Origin of the sequence: Bacillus norwichensis (assembly GCF_014836955.1) — a bacterium.
Classification (GTDB): domain Bacteria; phylum Bacillota; class Bacilli; order Bacillales; family Bacillaceae_C; genus Siminovitchia; species Siminovitchia norwichensis.
Window position 1 is genome coordinate 47724 of the sequence record NZ_JACSPV010000008.1, and the last position, 19843, is coordinate 67566.

Consider the following 19843-nt stretch of genomic DNA (forward strand, 5'->3'; position numbering starts at 1 on the left):
CATTTGATGTACTCGTATCCCCATTATACTAGATTTTTGACTTATAATTGCCAAATGCCCGCATATACTACGAAATGGTGATGAATAATGGCATGCCGTACAAAGAAAGAATTGAAAGAGCTTGTGAAAGAAGCTAGGAAAAGCATAGAGCAAGGAAAAGTGGCTGATTATATCCCGGCATTAGGAAAAGCCAATCCAAAAGATTTAGCGATTGCCATTCAATCCCCCGATGGAAAATGTATTTCCGCGGGTGATATCGAAAGGAAATTCACTCTTCAAAGTATTTCGAAGGTGATCAGTCTGGCTCTTGTGCTAATGGATAGAGGAACAGAGGAAGTATTTGCGAAAGTTGGAATGGAGCCGACGGGTGATCCGTTCAATTCCATCGCCAAATTGGAAACGATGGTACCTGCCAAACCGCTTAATCCGATGATTAATGCGGGGGCGTTAGTAGTAACGCAAATGATTCAGGGAAATCATATTGAAGAACGTACCAATCGCTTACTTTCATTCATTAGAGAGCTGACAAACAATTCTTTAGTTGGAATGAATGAAGAGGTGGCTCAATCAGAGTTTGAGACTTCTCAATTAAATAGAGCTCTATGCTATTTCTTAAAGCATCATAAAATCATTGAGGAAGACGTTGAAACTTTGATGGATTTATATACGAGACAGTGTGCGATCGAAATGAACTGCATGGAATTAGCTAGAATGGGAATGATTTTTGCGATGAATGGTCTCGACCCTGATAGCGGCAAACAAATCATTCCTGAAAATATCGCCCGTATTTGTAAAACATTTATGGTCACATGCGGTATGTATAATGCATCAGGTGAATTTGCCATTAAAATTGGCATCCCGGCAAAAAGCGGAGTTTCTGGCGGGATCATGGGTGCTGTTCCTCAAAAGTTCGGAATTGGAATCTTTGGACCGGCTCTAGACCAAAAAGGGAACAGCATCGCTGGAATAAAATTATTGGAGCTTTTGTCTGAGACCTATCAACTGAGTATGTTTTAACTTCATTTAGCAGAAGTCTCCGAATTCTGTATGTGGTGAGAGTGAAAGCAGATGGTACTGGGGTTAAACTCTAACTGAATAAAGTTAAAGCCTCCGGCCGATGCCGCATATTTTCAGAGGAAGTTTTTCGAGCTCGATAAAATTTGAGGGCAAATACACCAAGGCATATTTGATAACCAATATGTTTTTTTGGAAAACGGTGTCACTTGCTGATCACCGTCTTTCTAAAAATATTTATTAGAAAAAAATAAAATTATAGTTGACTTGTTCTCTATAATGAACTTAAAATGGTAATAACAACAATTGGTTTTGGAAATTTAAAACTGTTTCGTTCTTAATTAGAAACAAAATAATGATTAAGGTGGTTCATATGACTCAATTTGAAACCAGTGAGGTAAAAGAGTTTGATCTTAGGAACTTGTATAAATTAATTTTTAAACGTTTATGGTTACTTTTTCTAATCATGACTTTATTTACTGCAATGGGTTGGCTGTTAATCGAATACAAAAACAAAACTCCAAAGTATCAGGCATCAACAAATATTATTATTGATGCTGAAGCTGAATATAGAAATACACTCCAGGTAGTCATAAAAGATATTACTGTTTTGGAATCGGTTATTAGGGAATTGCGTCTGGAAAAAACTTCGGAAGATCTAGCAAAACAAGTCAAGGTTGAAAGCATAGAGGACACACAAGTGGTGAAGATAAGTGTTGTTGAAAAGGATCCCATCCTAGCTGCCGATATAGCAAATACAACAGTAAAAGCATTTAAAGAGAGAGTGCCAGATATCCTTGATATTAATGGAGTGAGTATCCTTTCAGAGGCTAAAGCTCAATCAAAACCGATGCAAAATAACCAAGTGAAGATAATGCTGGCATCGCTTATTTTAGGAATCGTTTCAGGCTTGGCCTTAATTTTCCTTCTGGATTATTTTGACAACTCTATTAAGTCAGAGGCTGATATTGAAAAGATATTGGGAATTCAGGTGTTGGGCAGTGTATCTCAAAGGAAGAAAAGAGGAACGAAGAAGAGAAGAAGACAGAAAAGAGAATTGCATTTCAGGGGTGAGACAATTGAGATCAGGTAAACAAAGGTCCAGGAAAAGTCGCATAAAAGAAGAAGAGCTTATCACTGAACAATATCGTACAATCGGGACCAATATCCAGTTCATAACAGGAACTAATAGAAATAATATTATTCTTGTTACTTCACCTGGAAAAGAGGAGGGGAAATCCGCTACAGCGGCCAATATTGCACTTTCACTGGCACAACAAGGAAATAAAGTCCTGTTAATTGATGCGAATTTCCGTTTCCCGGAACAGCACGAAATTTTCAATATATTAAACATTTTTGGATTTACGGATGTACTTGACGAAAAAATCACTTTTGAAAGGGCTATTACAAAAGTTCAAGGGATACATATCCTTACTAGCGGCACCGTACCTTTAAGTCTATCCACTCAGGAAGCAGAGAAATTTTTCAATAAAGTAAAATCAGAATATAGCATGGTCATTATTGATTCGTCACCTCTTCTTGAAATAAACGACACGAGAATATTGGCAAATATCTCCGATGGTGTTGTGTTGGTGTTCAAGCAAAATGAAACAAGCATGGAGAATGCACTGGAATCAAAAAGGATTCTTCAATATGCCCAAGCAAATGTTTTGGGTGCGGTCTTAAATTAAAAATTATAAAACTGTTGCATATGCTTAGATTCAGTTCCGTAATCAAAGATTTTCGTTCAAACTATATAGAATATGAAAATACTGTCCAAAGGACGAAGAATACTGTCTGGAATATGAAAATATTGTCCGAAGTGTGGAGAATACTGTCCAGAGTATGGAAATACTATCCGAAGTCCAAGTATACTGTCCAAAATACAAAAATCCTATCCGAAATTTGATTAGGAATAACCGCAATTCTTTCATTCAACTTATATAGTATATTTTTTTGAATTGTAAATTCGTTATTAAGAACAAAAACGTTCTTTCTATTCGGAAATGTCTCCTTTCCGCTATCAATGGAGGCACTCGATCATGCTGTGGGTTGTATAAACCTTAGACGCCAGTCGTCAAAAGTGTGGTGTGAGGCCGGGTTAGATGCCCACTTTTAAATTTGTGTTCATATAGAAGCAAAAAGGTCGAGACGGGGCGACGTAATGAGAAACACAGACACATGTTGAATTGGGTAACTGTATTTTATAGAGATTTTAATTATGGGGTTTAATTCCGTTTATTCAATCATTACCCCCATAATTAAGGTCTTTATATTTTATCAAATAGAAGAGGGGAGTCTTATGACTTATCGAAAAAGAGTATCACTATTTATCATTGCAGATTCCTGTATTGTGCTTTTTGCCTTACTACTTGGCAGTTTTTTGGTGAATGGGAGTACGATCGATATTACGACCTCTTTTATAGTCAGCTGTATTTCCATGATCACTAGTCATCATTTGTTTTCATTTATCTTCAGATCATATAAAAAAGCTTGGGAATATGCGAGTGTTGGAGAATCTATCATCCTATTTAAAGTCATTACTTTATCAATAATCGCTACTGGCTTGATACAGCAAATGATCTTCAACACGGTTCTATTCAGACTTCTGATAGTGACAGGGCTGCTTCAATTACTGTTAATAGGGGGTTCGAGATTCTGTTGGCGTGTATTCAGAGAGAAATATGCAGGTAATACAAATAATAAAAAAAGGACACTGATCATTGGGGCAGGTTCGGCTGGCACTATGGTGGCAAGGCAATTATTAAAAGAAAACGATGCAGACTTGCAACCAGTTGGATTTATGGATGATGATCCTAAAAAACACTACTTGGATATTTTAGGACTTCCAGTTTTTGGAGATATAAGCCATATTAAGAAGGTTGCTTCAGAATTGGCAATCGAAAACATTATTATTGCTATCCCTTCGCTATCTAAAAAGAAATTGAACAGGGTATTTCAGGAATGTGCGGAAACGAAAGTTAAAACGCAAATTTTACCAATGCTGGAGGATCTGGTGACTGGAAAAGTTTCAGTAAAACAATTCCGTGATGTGCGGGTTGAAGATCTGCTGGGAAGAGAACCTGTCCATTTGGATATAGAAAGTATATCTGGGTGTGTGACAAATAAAACCATATTAGTGACAGGGGCCGGCGGATCTATTGGATCAGAGATTTGCCACCAGATCTGTCACTTTAACCCAAGTAAATTAATTTTGCTCGGACATGGGGAAAACAGTATTCATTCCATTGAATGGGAATTAAAAGAAAAGTTCGGCCAAGTGCCGATAGAATTTTTAACTGAAATAGCGGATCTCAAGGATGCCAAACGAATGTTATCCATAATGGGGACATATTGTCCTGATGTTGTTTATCATGCTGCGGCTCATAAACATGTGCCGTTAATGGAACGAAATCCGGCAGAAACCGTCAAGAACAATGTGATCGGCACGATGAATATTGCGGAAGCAGCCAGTAGGCACAATGTAGGGGTCTTTGTAATGATTTCAACGGACAAAGCCGTTAACCCTACAAGTGTGATGGGGGCAACGAAACGGCTTGCTGAAATGATTGTTCAACATATGGATAAAAAAAGCAAGACGAAGTTTGTAGCGGTCAGATTTGGTAACGTCCTCGGCAGCCGTGGCAGCGTAGTGCCAATTTTTAAACGACAAATTGAAAAAGGCGGTCCTGTCACTGTTACTCATCCAGAAATGGTTCGATATTTTATGACGATACCGGAAGCCTCGAGATTGGTAATCCAAGCAGGAGCGTTGGCAAAGGGCGGAGAGATTTTTGTCTTGGATATGGGTGAACCTGTAAAAATTATGGATTTGGCCAAAAAGCTGATTCAACTGTCTGGTTTTTCGATTGATGAGATTGGGATTGAATTTACTGGAATTAGGCCGGGTGAAAAGCTTTTCGAAGAATTATTACACGATAAGGAAATAAAGGATCAGCAAGTACACCCAAATATTTATATAGGAGAGACCTCAGATTTGTATTTTGGAGAGATTGAAGAAATCATTAGGTTTTATAACACTCTGGATAAAGAGACATTAAGACAGACGCTTATTAATCTAGCAAATAATAACGTGAATTTGATACCGGGGCAACTGATTTCAGCTTCCGGTTAAGGGAGTGGAGATATGAAGGTGAAAAAGGCAATCATACCGGCTGCAGGGCTGGGCACAAGATTTTTGCCGGCAACCAAAGCAATGCCCAAGGAAATGCTGCCAATCGTTGATAAACCGGCAATTCAATATATCGTCGAAGAAGCAATAAATTCGGGAATCGAGGATATTATTATCGTTACAGGAAAAGGGAAGCGAGCAATTGAAGATCATTTTGACCATTCTTTTGAGCTTGAACAGAACCTGATAGAAAAAGGAAAGTTTGAGTTGTTGGATCAAGTTCAGAAACCATCAAAATTAGCAGATATTCATTATATTCGTCAAAAAGAACCAAAGGGATTAGGTCATGCAGTTTGGTGTGCCCGGAAGTTTATTGGAGATGAGCCGTTTGTTGTCTTGTTGGGTGATGATATTATCATTTCGGAGAAGCCTTGTCTGAAGCAGATGATAGACCAATATGAAAGGTACAATGCATCCATCATAGGCGTTCAGGTTGTGGGAAAGGAGGAGGTCTCGAGGTACGGAATTGTTGATAGCCTTCACATTCGAGATCGTCTATACAATGTTGAAGGCTTGATTGAGAAGCCGGACAAAGACGAAGCTCCTTCCAACTTGGCCATTATGGGAAGATATATTCTAACACCCAAAATTTTTGGAATACTAGCCGAACAAGAGCCGGGTTCCGGTGATGAGATACAATTAACAGATGCTGTGGCAAGATTGAACCAATGTGAAGCTGTATATGCTTATGAATTTGAAGGAGTGCGCTATGATGTTGGCGAAAAAATGGGGTTTATACAAACAACCATTGAACTCGCCTTGCAAAGAGAAGATCTAAATAGTAAATTAATGGAATATTTAGCTTCAGTTGTTGACAGGCATCTAATCAGGTGACGCCATGAATAGGAAAATATTATTCGTTGCCACAGTCGATACTCATTTTAGTTCTTTTCATTTGCCTTATTTACAGTGGTTCAAGCAGCAGGGATGGGATGTTCATGTAGCTGCGGCCGGCGACAATTCGCTGCCTTATGTTGATGAGAAATATTCTATACCTATCGAGCGGTCACCTTTTAATTGGAAAAACATAGATGCTTATAAAAGCTTGAAATCTATCATTGAGAAAAATCAGTACAGCATTATTCACTGTCACACACCAATGGGGGGAGTGCTATCCAGATTAGCTGCTCGCAAGACCAGAAAGTACGGAACAAAAGTAGTATACACAGCTCATGGATTTCACTTCTTCAAGGGTGCACCATTGATTAATTGGATTTTATATTATCCGATTGAAAAGGTACTTGCCCGTTATACAGATTGCTTAATCACCATCAATGAAGAGGATTTTATAAGGGCGGTAAAAAAACGATTCAAGTCTAAAATGATTGAACATGTGCATGGTGTTGGAGTGAATACAGATTTTTATATACCTATAAACAAATTTTATAAAGCGAAATTAAGAGAAAAGTATCATTACTGTAATGATACTTTTATTGTTTTTTATGCAGCGGAATTTAACAAAAATAAGAATCAGAAAGTACTGATCGAATCACTGGCTCTCATAAAAAATGTGTTGCCGAATGCAAGGTTATTGTTAGCCGGGACAGGACCAATGTTCAATGATTGCGTGGATTTAGCAAAAGAGCTGGGGGTGGATGAGGTGGTTGACTTTCTTGGATATCGAAACGATATACAGGCATTATTAAATATCAGCGATGTAGCGGTCGCCTCCAGCTTAAGGGAAGGTCTGCCTGTGAATATTATGGAAGCTATGGCATGTGGATTACCAGTGGTAGCTGTCGATAACAGAGGACACAGGGAATTGGTTTTCAATGATAAAAGTGGTTGGCTAACTAAGGGAAATGCCGAAGAAATATCCGAAAAGTTAATGATCCTTGCTCAAGATAAGCTGTTAAGCACTCGATTGGGCAAAAACGGGCGGGAGATTATCCTGGAAAAATATTCTCTTGAAAAAATATTGGAAGAAAAAAAGAAAGTGTACCGTAGGGTGATGGGGGAAGAGAAAGATCGGAAGTGGGAGGTTCGGTAGAGGGAGCTTGAGAAACGGCAGAAAGGAGAATCTGAAAAGGTGTTGACATGGAATACAAACTAAAAAAGCATCGAGTTACATTTTCCCTAGAAAAAATAGTCATACTCATAATGGTTTTGTTCTTTGGGTTTACAACATTAAGATTTGGCCGATTTGGAATTGGAGAAATCATCCTTTTATTGCTCTGTATAGGTCAATTTTTTAGAAATAGAGTAAATGTAATTAGAGTTCAAGAGCATAGATATACATTCTTTTGGATTGGTTATTTGTATATCATTACACTTGGTTTTGTTGTGAATAATGTTCTCGATATAGCACCACAGCCTGTTTTGTTTGACTATACTTCTTACATCGTCATTTTGTTCTTGTGCTTGACCTTCGAAGCAATGTTTAACAAGAAGTCCTCGATGGATCTCTATAAGCTCCTGAAAATTGTTTATTGGGGCGGATTATTAGTAATCGGATTTCTCTATTTATTGTATTTAATGGGGATAGACAATATCTCTGGACATTATTTAACGTACGACCATGCGGAGATTTTTTCACCATTTGCTGCAGATTATCATCAATTTGCCTATTTTATAGCTCCTCTTCCATTTGTCGCGCTCTACATTATTCAAAAAGAGATCAGCATTATTGTGAAATTAATTACAGCCATGAGTATAGTTTTATTAATTAGTATGGGGTTATCCACTTCATCGAACACATTAGAGTCATCATGGGTGAATACATCCATACTTCTTATTGCTTTACTTGTTTGGAGAAAATTGAGAAGACAATATCGGTCATCTAGCATTATCGCATTTTTTATTTGTCTAATGTTCATAGGTTTGCTCTTTAGCTTTAATACGATAGCTGGAATTGTGGAATCCTTTTTCGAAGGAAGTTCAAATGGGGAACACCGAATAATATTATGGATTAATTCTTTAAAAGTTTGGCTTCATTCACCTATCGTTGGTCTTGGACCCGGTTCTTTTTCTGGTAATGAAATATTTCAAGGAACTGAAGCTCATAATACCTTTTTGCAGGTGTTGTCACAGGGGGGATTATTGGGAGGGATTCTATATGCGTTATTGATTTTTAGAATGATCAGAATAACAAAGGTGAATGTTTTTATATTATGTGCAGTTTTTACATTGCTTATGTACGGTCTTGGAATCAATGATTTGCGAAGAACAGTGCTTTGGTTTTACTTTGTTTTATTCTATTTTTTAGGTATGAAAGAACAAGAAGAAAAAATAGGGAAAAGGTGAGAATAATGTACCTATGCATGACTGAACCTTTATGTGGTCCTGCTTTCTGTATAGCATTATGATGAATAATCAGGCAAGAACCCATTCGTCTCTGAAAAACCTAAGCTATCTAATGGTTGGCCAAATACTAGGGATATCAGTCAGTTTTATTGCTAGAATCGTCTTCGTCAGAACGCTCTCGGTTGAGTATTTAGGGCTGGACGGTTTATTCACAAATATCATCACAATTTTATCCTTGGTGGAATTGGGAATCGGTCCCGCTTTGGTTTTTAGTCTATATAAACCTATAGCCGAAAATAATATAGAGTTAATCAAGTCACTTCTAAAATTGTATCAGAAGGCGTACCTAGTTATCGGAACGCTGATTATTCTTCTTGGGATTACGGTGGCGCCATTTATTCATTATTTAATTAAGGATATGCCTGCCATACCTTATATACATTTTATTTTTATATTGTTTGTTTTAAATTCTGCTGTCACTTACTTCTATTCATATAAAAGATCGCTGATTATTGCTGATCAAAGAAAATATATTGACGCAACATATCGGTACGGCGGTTTTATTTTACTTAATATTGTCCAGTGTATTGTCCTTATTACCTGGAAAAATTTCATATTGTTTGTCATTTGCCAGTTAATCTTAAATATTGTGGAGAATATCCTAGCTTCACGGACTGCTGATAAGTTGTATCCTTTTTTGAAGAGTAAAAAAGTTGCGCGACTGAACAAAGCATTTATTAAAGGTATTTATAAGAACGTGAAAGCCATGGCCATGCATAGAATGGGGAATGTCGTTGTTTTATCAACAGATAATATTCTTATCTCAAGTTTCGTTGGTCTTGTTGCCGTAGGTCTATATTCCAATTACCGATTAATTCTAACGGCATTAAATATTGTGCTCATGCAATTTTTTGAAGCTGTTAAGTCAAGCGTTGGGAATTTCGGAGTGACAGAAAGCAAGGCAAGGACCACGGAAGTTTTTAAGAAAATCTATTTTATGAATTTTTGGTTATATGGTTTTGCTTCTGTCGGAATATTATGTACTATAAATCCTTTGATTGAACTTTGGTTGGGGGAAAAATTTATTTTTTCAATGGAGATCGTTTTACTGATTGTCATTCATTTTTTTCTAGATGGAATGAGGAGAGCTTCCCTAACTTTTCGTGATGCTTTGGGATTATATTGGTATGACCGCTATAAACCGGTAGCAGAATCCTTGATCAATTTAATAGGGTCTATTATGTTGTTGAAAATAATGGGAATAGGAGGCATTTTTCTTGGAACCATTATTAGCATAGTGACAACGTGCTTTTGGGTTGAGCCGTATGTACTTTATAAGCATGGATTTCAGATTAGCTCAAAAGCATATTTCATTGCTTATGCTAAATATTTATTAACTACTGTTACGGCTGCAATGATCAGTTATGGATTCTGTGAGTTGCTTCCGGAGACAAACGTACTTGTTTTAGTTACTAAAATAACAATTTCAATAGTAGTAACTAATCTAATATTTTTCATTATGTTTAGAAAGTCTGAAGAATTCCTATATTTCAAGGGTTTAATTTTTGAAGTGATTGGAAAGGCGGTTTTTAAGAAAAAGTTCCCGGAAGTTAAAAATCTATAGCGTGGATAATGAACTTTTTAACGAAAGAATGGTGAGACAAAGGAATGTGAATTTATTTAGTAGATATTACATCTTCATTATATTATTGCTGTCTGTACTCTTAATTATGGCCCTTTTTATTTTTGATGGGAATAAAAAAGAACAAAAGGCCGTCCCAACATCAATTAGTCTCAACAAAGCCCATTATGAATTGATAATGAAAGAAAGGGAAATTATTTTTGCAACGGCTGTGTATTCTGATGGTTCCAAAAAAAATATATCAAAACTTGGAACTTATACTACCACTAATGAAAAAGTAGTTACTGTCGATTCTTCCGGTGCCATCACAGGTACTGGTCTGGGAGCAGCAAAGGTAAGTGTTTTTTTTGAAGGACTGACGGAAACTTTTTCAGTATCAGTCTCTGAAAAAAGGCTCTCGGTCAATGTAAAAGATTACGGAGCATATGGTGACGGAATCCATGACGATACAAGTTCGTTTCAGCAAGCAATTGATCATTTGGCAGCCAAAGGTGGGGGAGATATTTTTATTCCTTACGGGACATATATTTTAAAGCCCATTTTCCTTAAGCCCAAAATAAACCTAGTCGGTCAAAGTCGAGACCAGGTTATATTGAAGTTGTCGGACAGAGCAAACGACGAATATACCCGTTTAATCACAATGAATAATGATACTAAAGTTCAATCCATTACTTGTGATGGCAATTATCAAAAGCATCCAAATGGCACAGAACATATGCATTGTATATTTGCTTTTGATAAAAATAATCTTGTGATTGAAAACAATCGACTGATGAATGCGGTTGGAGACGGTATTTCAATATCAGGTTCCAAAGAAACAAGCAATTACGTAACTGTGTCTAATAACATCATCCTTGAGAATCAGCGGTCGCAACTTGTAATAGAGCAGACGAATCATCTGTTTATCTATAACAATAAAATAACATCCAAGACTGGTCGGCCAGCCATCCATTTTGAACCATGGGAAGAAATTCAACTTTTTGATGCAGTGATCACTGGCAATAACATTAGCACCAACTCGAGTGAATATTGTGTATTATTGGCTGGCTCCGATTCAGGAACGGCTCGCAAGGGTCACTCGGGTTATTTTTTTCATGGTGTTGTTTTTGCAGACAATGTCGTCGAGGGCCCTGAATGCTCAATGCTTGTGATGGATACATCTGGTGCAGAGATTTATAATAACGAGCTATTTGTATCTGACATATTTGTTTGGAGAAGAAACAAAGATTTATCTATTTATAGCAATCTTATAAAAGGAGAAAGTGGGATTCAGATTGAGGGGGGCGATAACGGCCGATTAATTTCAACAGGAACTCGCATATTTGACAATACGATTAGTTCGGCTGCTGATGGAATAAACATTACAGCTGGAGCGGAAAGAACTTTTATTTCTAGTAATAAATTTAATGGAATAGGTAAGGGGAACGGAGTGTATTTATTCGCTTCCGATTCTATTGTTGATACAACAATATCAAATAATATATTTTTAAATTTTTTGGATGGTGTTAAAACCTCCAGTACAAAGAATGAAGCAACGGCAGAGCTGACTGTCGATTCTAACACTTTTGAGACCAACAGCGGATACGCATTATTGCTGCAGGGGGAGAATTTCAATATAAAGATGGTTAGTAATCAGATCAAGGATACCTCGGGTGTATTTATTTTAATAGAGCCACACATGTCAATAAATAATGTTTTGATCAAGGATAATGTAATAACTGGGGGAAAAAGAGGAATATACCAGAGCGATAATGGAAAAGGTTCCTTGAAAGACCTAACCATTTCAAATAATTTTATCAAACATACAACAGGTGAAACGAACGACTCTTCTATGGAGGCAGTCATTGAATTATCCAGTGAATCTATGTTGGTGAAGGATGTAGTGATAAAAGGAAACTTGTTAATTGGTAATAAAGTGAACGAAATCAGGGTTCCAAAATCATTAATAGGATCAGTTGAAGAAAATAAGTTTAATTAGTGTGCTTCAGCATATTATTGTCTGAAGCACTTTTTATGTGAGGATGTGGCCAATGAAAATATTAGTGACAGGCGGAGCAGGATATATTGGCAGTCATACTTGTGTGGAATTGCTGAATGCTGGTTATGAGATCATAGTAGTAGATAATTTATCAAACAGCAAACAGGAGTCATTGAAGAGGGTTCGTCAAATTACAGGAAAGTCTTTGAGCTTTTATAAAGCAGATATATTGGATAGCACTGCTTTAAATGAAATTTTCATAGAAAATAAGATTGAGGCTGTTATTCATTTTGCAGGATTCAAGGCTGTTGGAGAGTCGGTGAATTTTCCACTTGCCTACTATCATAATAATGTAACTGGAACGATGCGTTTGTGTGAGGCGATGACAAAGCATGGAGTAAAAAGAATGGTGTTCAGTTCTTCGGCTACGGTATATGGCAATCCTGTTTCTGTACCCATATCCGAAGACGATCCAGTAGGGGCAACAAATCCGTACGGACGTACTAAGCAGATTATCGAGAACATGCTCGGTGACTTGCAAGTATCTGATCCGGAATGGAATGTTGCCCTTTTGCGTTACTTCAACCCGATTGGGGCTCATGAGAGCGGACTGATTGGGGAGGATCCGAATGGGATTCCCAATAACTTGATCCCGTATATTTCGCAGGTGGCCATTGGAAAGCTGAATGAACTGAAAGTATTTGGAAAAGATTATCAAACTAAAGACGGGACGGGTGTCAGGGATTATATTCATGTGGTCGATTTGGCTGCCGGGCATGTCAAAGCACTTGAAAAATTGTTGGGATCAACAGGGATTCAAACATATAATCTTGGAACTGGAAAGGGGCACAGTGTACTGGACATGGTTGGTGCGTTTGAGAAGGCAGCTGGAAAGAAAATCCCATGCTGTTTTGTAGAGCGGCGACCTGGGGATATCGATATTAGTTATGCAAATCCAGCAAAAGCACAAAGAGAGCTTGGTTGGAGAGCTTCAAAAGGAATTATTGAAATGTGCGAAGATACATGGAGATGGCAGTCTTATAATCCAGAGGGATATATTACGCATAAACTTCATTACATTACGAGTGCAAATACGGTGGTGAATTATGAAGAGAGCCTTTGATTTAATTGTCTCTACAACCTGTTTTACTTTTTTCCTACCTTTAATAGTGTTAACGGCTTTGTTAATCAGAATGAAGCTAGGCAGTCCGGTTATTTTCAAACAGATGCGGCCGGGCTTGAATGGTGAACCATTCATGTTGTATAAGTTTCGGACGATGACAGATGAAAGAGATGAAGATGGAAATTTACTGCCTGAACATAAACGATTGAGTCTATTTGGCGAAGTGATTAGAAAGTTAAGTTTGGATGAGCTGCCGCAGCTGGTAAATGTTATGAAGGGAGAGATGAGTTTAATAGGGCCGAGGCCATTACTGATGAAATACCTCCCGCTATATACTGAGGAACAGGCCCAACGGCATCTGGTCAAACCAGGAATGACAGGGTGGGCTCAGGTAAATGGAAGGAATGCGATAACATGGGAAGAAAAGTTTGAGCTGGATATTTGGTATGTCAAGAATCAAAGCTTTTTTTTAGATTGTAAGATACTTTTACTAACGATTAAAAAGGTATTGAAATCTGAGGGGATTAACAATGGCAGCCATGTTACTATGCCAGACTTTGAAGGAGATTGTGGAAATAAGAAACGAACTTCCTATTAATTTTGATTGATGCGTTAAAAGAACCATGCGGAAAAATTCAATAGAATGATTCTTTAATCAGCTTTGCGAGGTGGGAAAAAGTGATGAATAAAAAAGAGACTGTTTATCTTTCACCGCCACATATGAGTGGAAATGAACAGAAATATATACAAGATGCTTTTGATTCGAACTGGATTGCACCATTGGGACCGAATGTGGATCAGTTTGAAAAGGAGGTTGCATCCTCAGTAGGGGTGAAAGGTGCTGTTGCTGTCAATTCAGGAACTGCGGCAATTCATTTGGCTTTACGGCTTCTGGGCGTTGGCCCCGGAGATACTGTACTTTGCTCAACGCTTACTTTTGTAGCCAGCGCTAATCCCATCTTGTATCTAGGGGCAAAGCCAGTATTTATTGATTCTGAACCGGATACATGGAACATGTCACCACAAGCATTAGAAAGGGCCTTAAAAGATGCGAAGGCGGATAGTGCACTCCCGAAAGCGATTCTAGTTGTCCATCTCTACGGTCAAATTTCAAAGATGGATGAAATCTTAAATATATGCAACAAGTTTTCAGTGCCAGTCATAGAAGATGCAGCGGAGTCTCTTGGTTCTACTTATAAAGGTAGAGCGGGCGGCACGATGGGAGAATTCGGAATCTACTCATTTAACGGAAATAAAATCATCACAACATCTGGAGGGGGGATGCTCGTTTCGAACAATCAGCATGCCTTAGATAAAGCCAGGTTTTGGGCAACGCAGGCAAAAGATAATGCTGACCATTATGAGCATAGTGAAATAGGCTTTAACTATAGGATGAGTAATATTCTGGCTGGCATTGGAAGGGCCCAATTAGAGGTGCTTGAACATAGAGTTCAGTCAAGAAGATTGATTTTCAATCAATATAAATTTTATTTATCAGGATTGCCCGGGATCACCTTCATGAGTGAGCTGGAAAACTCCTTTTCGAATCGATGGCTGACATCATTATTGATAGATGAGAGTCAGGGAGTTTCAAAGTGTGACTTGTTGAATTTTTTACATGAAGCCAATATAGAGGCAAGACATGTTTGGAAGCCTCTCCATTTACAGCCTCTATTTAAAGGGACTGCCTACTACCCTCATAATGAAGACGAACATGTAGCGGTAGAGTTATTTGAAAAAGGTATTTGTCTTCCTTCTGGTTCTGGGATGACTAAAGGACAGCAAGCGAAAGTGATTAATAGAATTTTGGACTTCTTTTCCATAAATGACATTTGCAAGGGTGAAATCATTTAATGACGCAGAGTGAGCTATATCAACTTTTACTGTATACGCAAAAAAGAGTTAAACAAGCAGAAGAGTTGGGATTAAAGGAACTAATCAATGAAGTTATTCGAAGGATTGAATCTAAACTTGGTCATTGATCATTTTCTTAGATGAAAAGGGGATATGAAAGTGAGTGCTGCTCAAAAGACCGCCTTTATTTTACAAATACACAAAAATCCTGGGCAAGTAAACAAGTTTATTCATCAGCTGATTTCGAATGATCAGGCAGATGTGTATATCCATATTGATAAAAGGAACGATCAAATTGGCAGTAAATTGATAAAAAATAAAAATGTAAAAGTATTAGACAAGGCGATTGTATGTGAATGGGGCGATATTAGTCAAGTTGATACGACTCTTCTATTGATAAGAGAAGTTTTAGCTGCGCAGAAGGATTATGATTTCATATGTTTGAGAAGCGGTCAGGACCTGTTGGTCAAGAATGGGTTTAAGGAGGCATTGGAAAGGAACAAAAAAAACATTTATATGACTTTGAGAAAAGTAGATAAAAAAAATTCAGGTTTGATGAAGATACATTGGCCCAAGGTCACACGAAGAAGGTATACATCATTTCACCCTGTTCGAGTATATAGGAGCATTGTCCAAAGCTTGTACCGGAAGGGGCTCAACTTATTTCCAAACAAAAATGAGTGGCCAGAAGATTATCAACTGTATAATGGAGCGCAATGGTTTTCTATGCCGTTGGAAGTAGCTCAATATATGATCGATTTTATGGATGCAAACCCTTGGTATTACCAATATTTTGAGAATACATTATGTCCAGATGAATGGTTCTTTCATACACTCATTATGAATTCCCATTACAGGGAAAAGGTAGTCAATGAGAATTTTATGTATGTCAATTGGGGCAATACCATTCAAACGCGCAACTCCCCTCTTTATTTAAAAGAAGAGGATATAGAGTCAATTGAGAAATCAGGTCAATATTTTGCCCGGAAATTTGATGAGGATATCGACTGTTCAGTGGTAGATTATTTCGCGCATAAGGTCAGTGTTGGAACCATCAATTATGACAAACAAGAACTACGTTCCGTTTGAAGCATTGTTTAGGAGGAAAAATGTTAACTTTTAATTATAAAATAGGATTTTTAAATGTTATGGAGCGGGTTGGAAAAGGAAGTGCTCCCAATTTAATGAAATCTAGAATGCAGGTTTCATTAAATATGAGGCTCTTTACTTCAGATGAGGATTTAGATAATTTTGTTAAGCCTAAGGGATCAGTATGTTTATTACTCCCTAATTACTTAATTGATTTAAGGCAGTCTGAGGAAATAATTTTCAGTAATATGAGTCGGAGTACAAGAAGGAATATCAGAAAGGCTATTAATAATGAGGAGTTTATATTGACAGAGCTTGAGAATCCTACAGATGAAGAGATCGGAAAATTTAGTGAATTTTACAATGAGTTTGCAAAAGAAATCAATATAAAGAGATGCAATATAAGGAAGCTAAAAGCAATAAGGGATAAAGAGGCATTAGTGATTTCATATATCACGAATCAGGATCATCAAGTTCTTTGTGCACACGCCTATTTAATTAATACCAAGCAGGCATACGGGATTTATTCTGTATTGAGACGATATAAAAAGGGTGATTCCAAAAATGGCCAGATAATTGGCAGGGCCAATAAATATTTGGATTGGAAAAATATACAAAGTGCAAAAAAACGAGGGTGCAGTTGGTATAACTTTGGTGGAAAGATTTTCGGAGAAAATAATGAACAAGGAAGAAATGTCAATCAATATAAAAAATCTTTCGGATCTGTTAATGGCTATGATGTAAGAATATATAATGCGAATGGAATTCGTGGAAAGCTCTTTTTACTCATTTTACATTTTTACTATAAATGGAGACGAAAAGAAGAGTACGCTTTTACTTTTGAAACTGTGTCCAATTCACAGAAATAAACGTATTTCCTGAAAAAAAGAGACTGGTTGCTTCTGCGACTAGTTACGGAGAAATTAATGGAGGGAAATTTGTGGAACGTTCAATTACAAGTACAGTAAGAAGCAGCCCGAGATTGGAACATGAATTGTTAGACTATGACGGTATTCAGAAACTAGAGGATGAACTTGGCTCTTCCTTTTATGTGTTAGACGTTAACAAGCTAAAAGAGAATTACAGAAAAATAGATGAGGCTTTTAGAAGCAGATATAAAAATTTGATTATTGGCTATTCCTATAAGACAAATTATTTACCGCATTTGTGCAAGGAATTATCTAGGTTAGGAGCATACGCTGAGGTCGTTTCACGCCTGGAGTACGATTTGGCGCTGAAAATAGGTGAGGATCCAACACGGATTATTTTCAACGGCCCCTTAAAAAATATAGATGATATCTATTTTGCCTTGAGCAATAAGAGTATTCTCAATATCGACTCCTTGTATGAAATCGACTTTGTAAAGAGCTTCGCAGCTAGGAACCCCGAAATCGAGGTGCCGATTGGGTTAAGGGTTAACTTTGATATTTCTCAAAATGGTGTCAGTGAACTTCAGGAAGGCTATAAATACAGCAGGTTCGGAATTTGTGTCGACAATGGGAACTTGGAATATGCTTTATCAGAATTAAGAGAGCAAGAAAATATTCGAATAATAGGGTTACATGGGCACTTTTCTACGAAAGACAGGAGCATAGAATCTTATAAAATTATTACCCAGAACCTTTGCAAACTGGCTAAAGAAAATATTTTGGACAGTCTGGAGTATATTGACATCGGCGGAGGGATATACGGAGAATTGCCAAAACCTTATGACCTATTCGTTCCGACATTTGACGATTATGCGGAAACAATCTGCGGAATTATGAATAAAGAATTCAAGGATGTTGATAAGAAGCCTTTTTTGATATTGGAGCCAGGAGTAGCGATGGTTGCCAATGTTTTTTTATTTATTGCAAAAGTGATCGAAAGCAAAAAAATCAGGAATGACTATTTTGTGCTGGTGGACGGTAGTGTCCATAACGTAAAACCAACCCTGCATAAAAATAATCTTCCGATGAGGATTATAAGAAGAAAGCATGATTGCAGTAGGGGGAAGAAAACTTTTAATATCGTGGGATACACATGTATGGAGAAGGATTATCTTGCTTCTGAAATCAAAGACAGGCTGCCAATGGAAGACGACTATATAATTTTTGAAAATGTCGGAGCCTATACAATTGTTTTTAATCCTCCTTTTATTAAAGAACGCCCTGGAATAGTAGCCATGGATAATAGAAAAGTCGTTGTCGCACGGAAAAAAGAGACGATTAGGCAGTTTTTCAATGAAGAAATATATGTTTTCTAAAAACGTTTGAAGGGGGATGTTTATGAATATATTAATTTGCAGTGTTGGGCGCAGGGTGAAGCTGATTCAATATTTTAAAGAGGAGCTTTATAAAATTGGCGGAAAAGTAGTTGCTGCAGACTGTGATCAGACTGCAGCGGCCTTATATCACGCTGATATATTTGAGATTGTACCTCGTATAGACCATCCCGATTATATTCCATATTTAAAAAAACTGTGCAAGAAATATCACATCAAGGGCATTTTGTCATTGATAGATCCTGAATTATCTTTATTAGCCAGTGTTAAAGAACAGTTTGAAAATGATGGCATAAAAATTATAGTCCCTGAAAAAAGAGTGGTTGATATTTGCTATGACAAGTATCGGACCTACCAATTTTTACGGGCAAATGGTATAGCTCCGGTTCCAACCTATATTAATATGAATGATGTTCTAAAAGACATAGACAGCAAAAAAATCCATTTTCCTATCATCGTTAAGCCTAGAAATGGCAGTGCCAGTATCGGAATACATCTAGTGAATTGTATAAAAGAAATGGAGCCTTTCAAGACAGGACAGCAGGAATATATTTTTCAGCCTTATATGGATGGGGAGGAATTTGGTGCTGATTGTTATATAGATTTACTTTCAAAGGAAACCACTAATGTTTTTCTCAAAAGAAAGATTAATATGAGAGCCGGTGAAACTGATAAATCCATAGCTGTCAAAGATCCCATACTAAAGCAAGTGATTGAAAAGCTAATTGAAGCTTTACAGCCTTTGGGCCCTATAGATATTGACTGTTTTAAAACGGAAGCCGGGTATGCTGTATCAGAAATCAATCCAAGGTTCGGAGGAGGATACCTGCACGCCCACGAAATGGGGCAGAATTTCGTTAATAATATTATCAATAATATTCGGGGAGAAGCCAATATTCCGGCAGGCGATTATACAGAGGGAAGTACCATGGTCAAATATGATCATGTGATGGTTATCTAAGTCATTATGCAAAATGACGGGAGAAGCTTGATCTTTCACTTCCGAAAAAATTTATAGAACGTTGAGGTATGAATCTATGATAGGGAGAAAAATTGTAGAATTAAGAAAGAAGCGAGGCATGACATTATCCGAGCTGGCAGAGAGAGCAAATATCTCAAAATCTTATATAAGTGGACTTGAAAGAAATATAAATGATAACCCCTCTATTCAAGTCATAAACAAAATAGCTGCTATTTTGGAAGTGAACGTAACAACACTAATCGAATCGGAGGGGAAGCCACAGGAATGTATAGAAAGTGAATGGTGGGAATTTGTCAGTGAGCTAAAAGAAACAGGAATTGATAAAAATCAAATTGAAGAATACAGAACATTAATTGAATTTATTAAATGGCAGAAAGAAAAAATGACTGAATGATTCTGTAAAATATAAATCAGTTATGGATATCTAGACTTGATATATCGCCAAGTATCACAAACTACTTGG

Annotated in this window: 17 protein-coding genes; all 17 read left to right on the top strand. The window is 37.2% G+C overall.

The window, feature by feature from the left end; all coding sequences use genetic code 11:
• The first annotated feature begins 87 nt into the window (after nt 1-87).
• The 17 genes from glsA to H9631_RS06655 all read left to right on the top strand — a co-directional run bounded on the left by glsA (nt 88) and on the right by H9631_RS06655 (nt 19774).
• Nucleotides 88-1017, top strand: a complete 930-nt coding sequence (gene glsA / locus H9631_RS06575; RefSeq protein WP_191811148.1) for a glutaminase A — start codon at nt 88-90, stop codon at nt 1015-1017.
• Nucleotides 1018-1387: 370 nt separating this feature from the next.
• A complete protein-coding gene (locus H9631_RS06580; protein ID WP_191811150.1) occupies nt 1388-2107 on the top strand; it encodes a YveK family protein in 720 nt (239 codons plus the stop codon).
• On the top strand, nt 2094-2705 hold the full coding sequence (locus tag H9631_RS06585; protein ID WP_191811152.1) for a CpsD/CapB family tyrosine-protein kinase: 612 nt from the start codon (nt 2094-2096) through the stop codon (nt 2703-2705). Before H9631_RS06580 ends, H9631_RS06585 begins: the two co-directional genes overlap by 14 nt.
• Nucleotides 2706-3316: 611 nt before the next feature.
• The gene (locus H9631_RS06590) at nt 3317-5149 is read left to right on the top strand and encodes a polysaccharide biosynthesis protein (protein ID WP_191811153.1); all 1833 of its coding nucleotides are present in this window, start codon (nt 3317-3319) and stop codon (nt 5147-5149) included.
• Between the two features lie 12 nt (nt 5150-5161).
• Nucleotides 5162-6040, top strand: a complete 879-nt coding sequence (gene galU, locus H9631_RS06595; RefSeq protein ID WP_191811155.1) for a UTP--glucose-1-phosphate uridylyltransferase GalU — start codon at nt 5162-5164, stop codon at nt 6038-6040.
• Nucleotides 6041-6044: 4 nt separating this feature from the next.
• A complete protein-coding gene (locus H9631_RS06600) occupies nt 6045-7196 on the top strand; it encodes a glycosyltransferase family 4 protein (RefSeq protein WP_191811158.1) in 1152 nt (383 codons plus the stop codon).
• Between the two features lie 47 nt (nt 7197-7243).
• Nucleotides 7244-8449 (top strand): O-antigen ligase family protein, encoded by a 1206-nt coding sequence (locus H9631_RS06605; RefSeq protein ID WP_191811160.1) that lies wholly within the window; start codon nt 7244-7246, stop codon nt 8447-8449.
• Between the two features lie 58 nt (nt 8450-8507).
• A complete protein-coding gene (locus H9631_RS06610; RefSeq protein WP_225220902.1) occupies nt 8508-10073 on the top strand; it encodes a lipopolysaccharide biosynthesis protein in 1566 nt (521 codons plus the stop codon).
• A gap of 46 nt (nt 10074-10119) precedes the next feature.
• Complete coding sequence (locus tag H9631_RS06615; protein ID WP_191811163.1) at nt 10120-12069, top strand: right-handed parallel beta-helix repeat-containing protein; 1950 nt, start codon at nt 10120-10122, stop codon at nt 12067-12069.
• Between the two features lie 52 nt (nt 12070-12121).
• Nucleotides 12122-13192: a UDP-glucose 4-epimerase GalE gene (gene galE / locus H9631_RS06620; RefSeq protein WP_191811165.1), complete on the top strand. Its 1071-nt coding sequence runs from the start codon at nt 12122-12124 to the stop codon at nt 13190-13192.
• The gene (locus tag H9631_RS06625) at nt 13176-13790 is read left to right on the top strand and encodes a sugar transferase (RefSeq protein ID WP_191811167.1); all 615 of its coding nucleotides are present in this window, start codon (nt 13176-13178) and stop codon (nt 13788-13790) included. Before galE ends, H9631_RS06625 begins: the two co-directional genes overlap by 17 nt.
• Before the next feature lie 83 nt (nt 13791-13873).
• Nucleotides 13874-15046, top strand: coding sequence for an aminotransferase class I/II-fold pyridoxal phosphate-dependent enzyme (locus H9631_RS06630; RefSeq protein ID WP_191811169.1), 1173 nt, complete (start codon nt 13874-13876; stop codon nt 15044-15046).
• Between the two features lie 159 nt (nt 15047-15205).
• A complete protein-coding gene (locus tag H9631_RS06635; protein ID WP_191811171.1) occupies nt 15206-16135 on the top strand; it encodes a beta-1,6-N-acetylglucosaminyltransferase in 930 nt (309 codons plus the stop codon).
• Nucleotides 16136-16155: 20 nt separating this feature from the next.
• Complete coding sequence (locus H9631_RS06640; RefSeq protein WP_191811173.1) at nt 16156-17004, top strand: GNAT family protein; 849 nt, start codon at nt 16156-16158, stop codon at nt 17002-17004.
• A 71-nt stretch (nt 17005-17075) separates the two neighbouring features.
• Nucleotides 17076-18380, top strand: coding sequence for a type III PLP-dependent enzyme domain-containing protein (locus H9631_RS06645; RefSeq protein ID WP_191811175.1), 1305 nt, complete (start codon nt 17076-17078; stop codon nt 18378-18380).
• 22 nt (nt 18381-18402) lie between these two features.
• Complete coding sequence (locus H9631_RS06650) at nt 18403-19359, top strand: ATP-grasp domain-containing protein (protein WP_191811177.1); 957 nt, start codon at nt 18403-18405, stop codon at nt 19357-19359.
• Nucleotides 19360-19435: 76 nt separating this feature from the next.
• Complete coding sequence (locus H9631_RS06655) at nt 19436-19774, top strand: helix-turn-helix domain-containing protein (protein ID WP_191811179.1); 339 nt, start codon at nt 19436-19438, stop codon at nt 19772-19774.
• Nucleotides 19775-19843 lie beyond the last annotated feature (69 nt).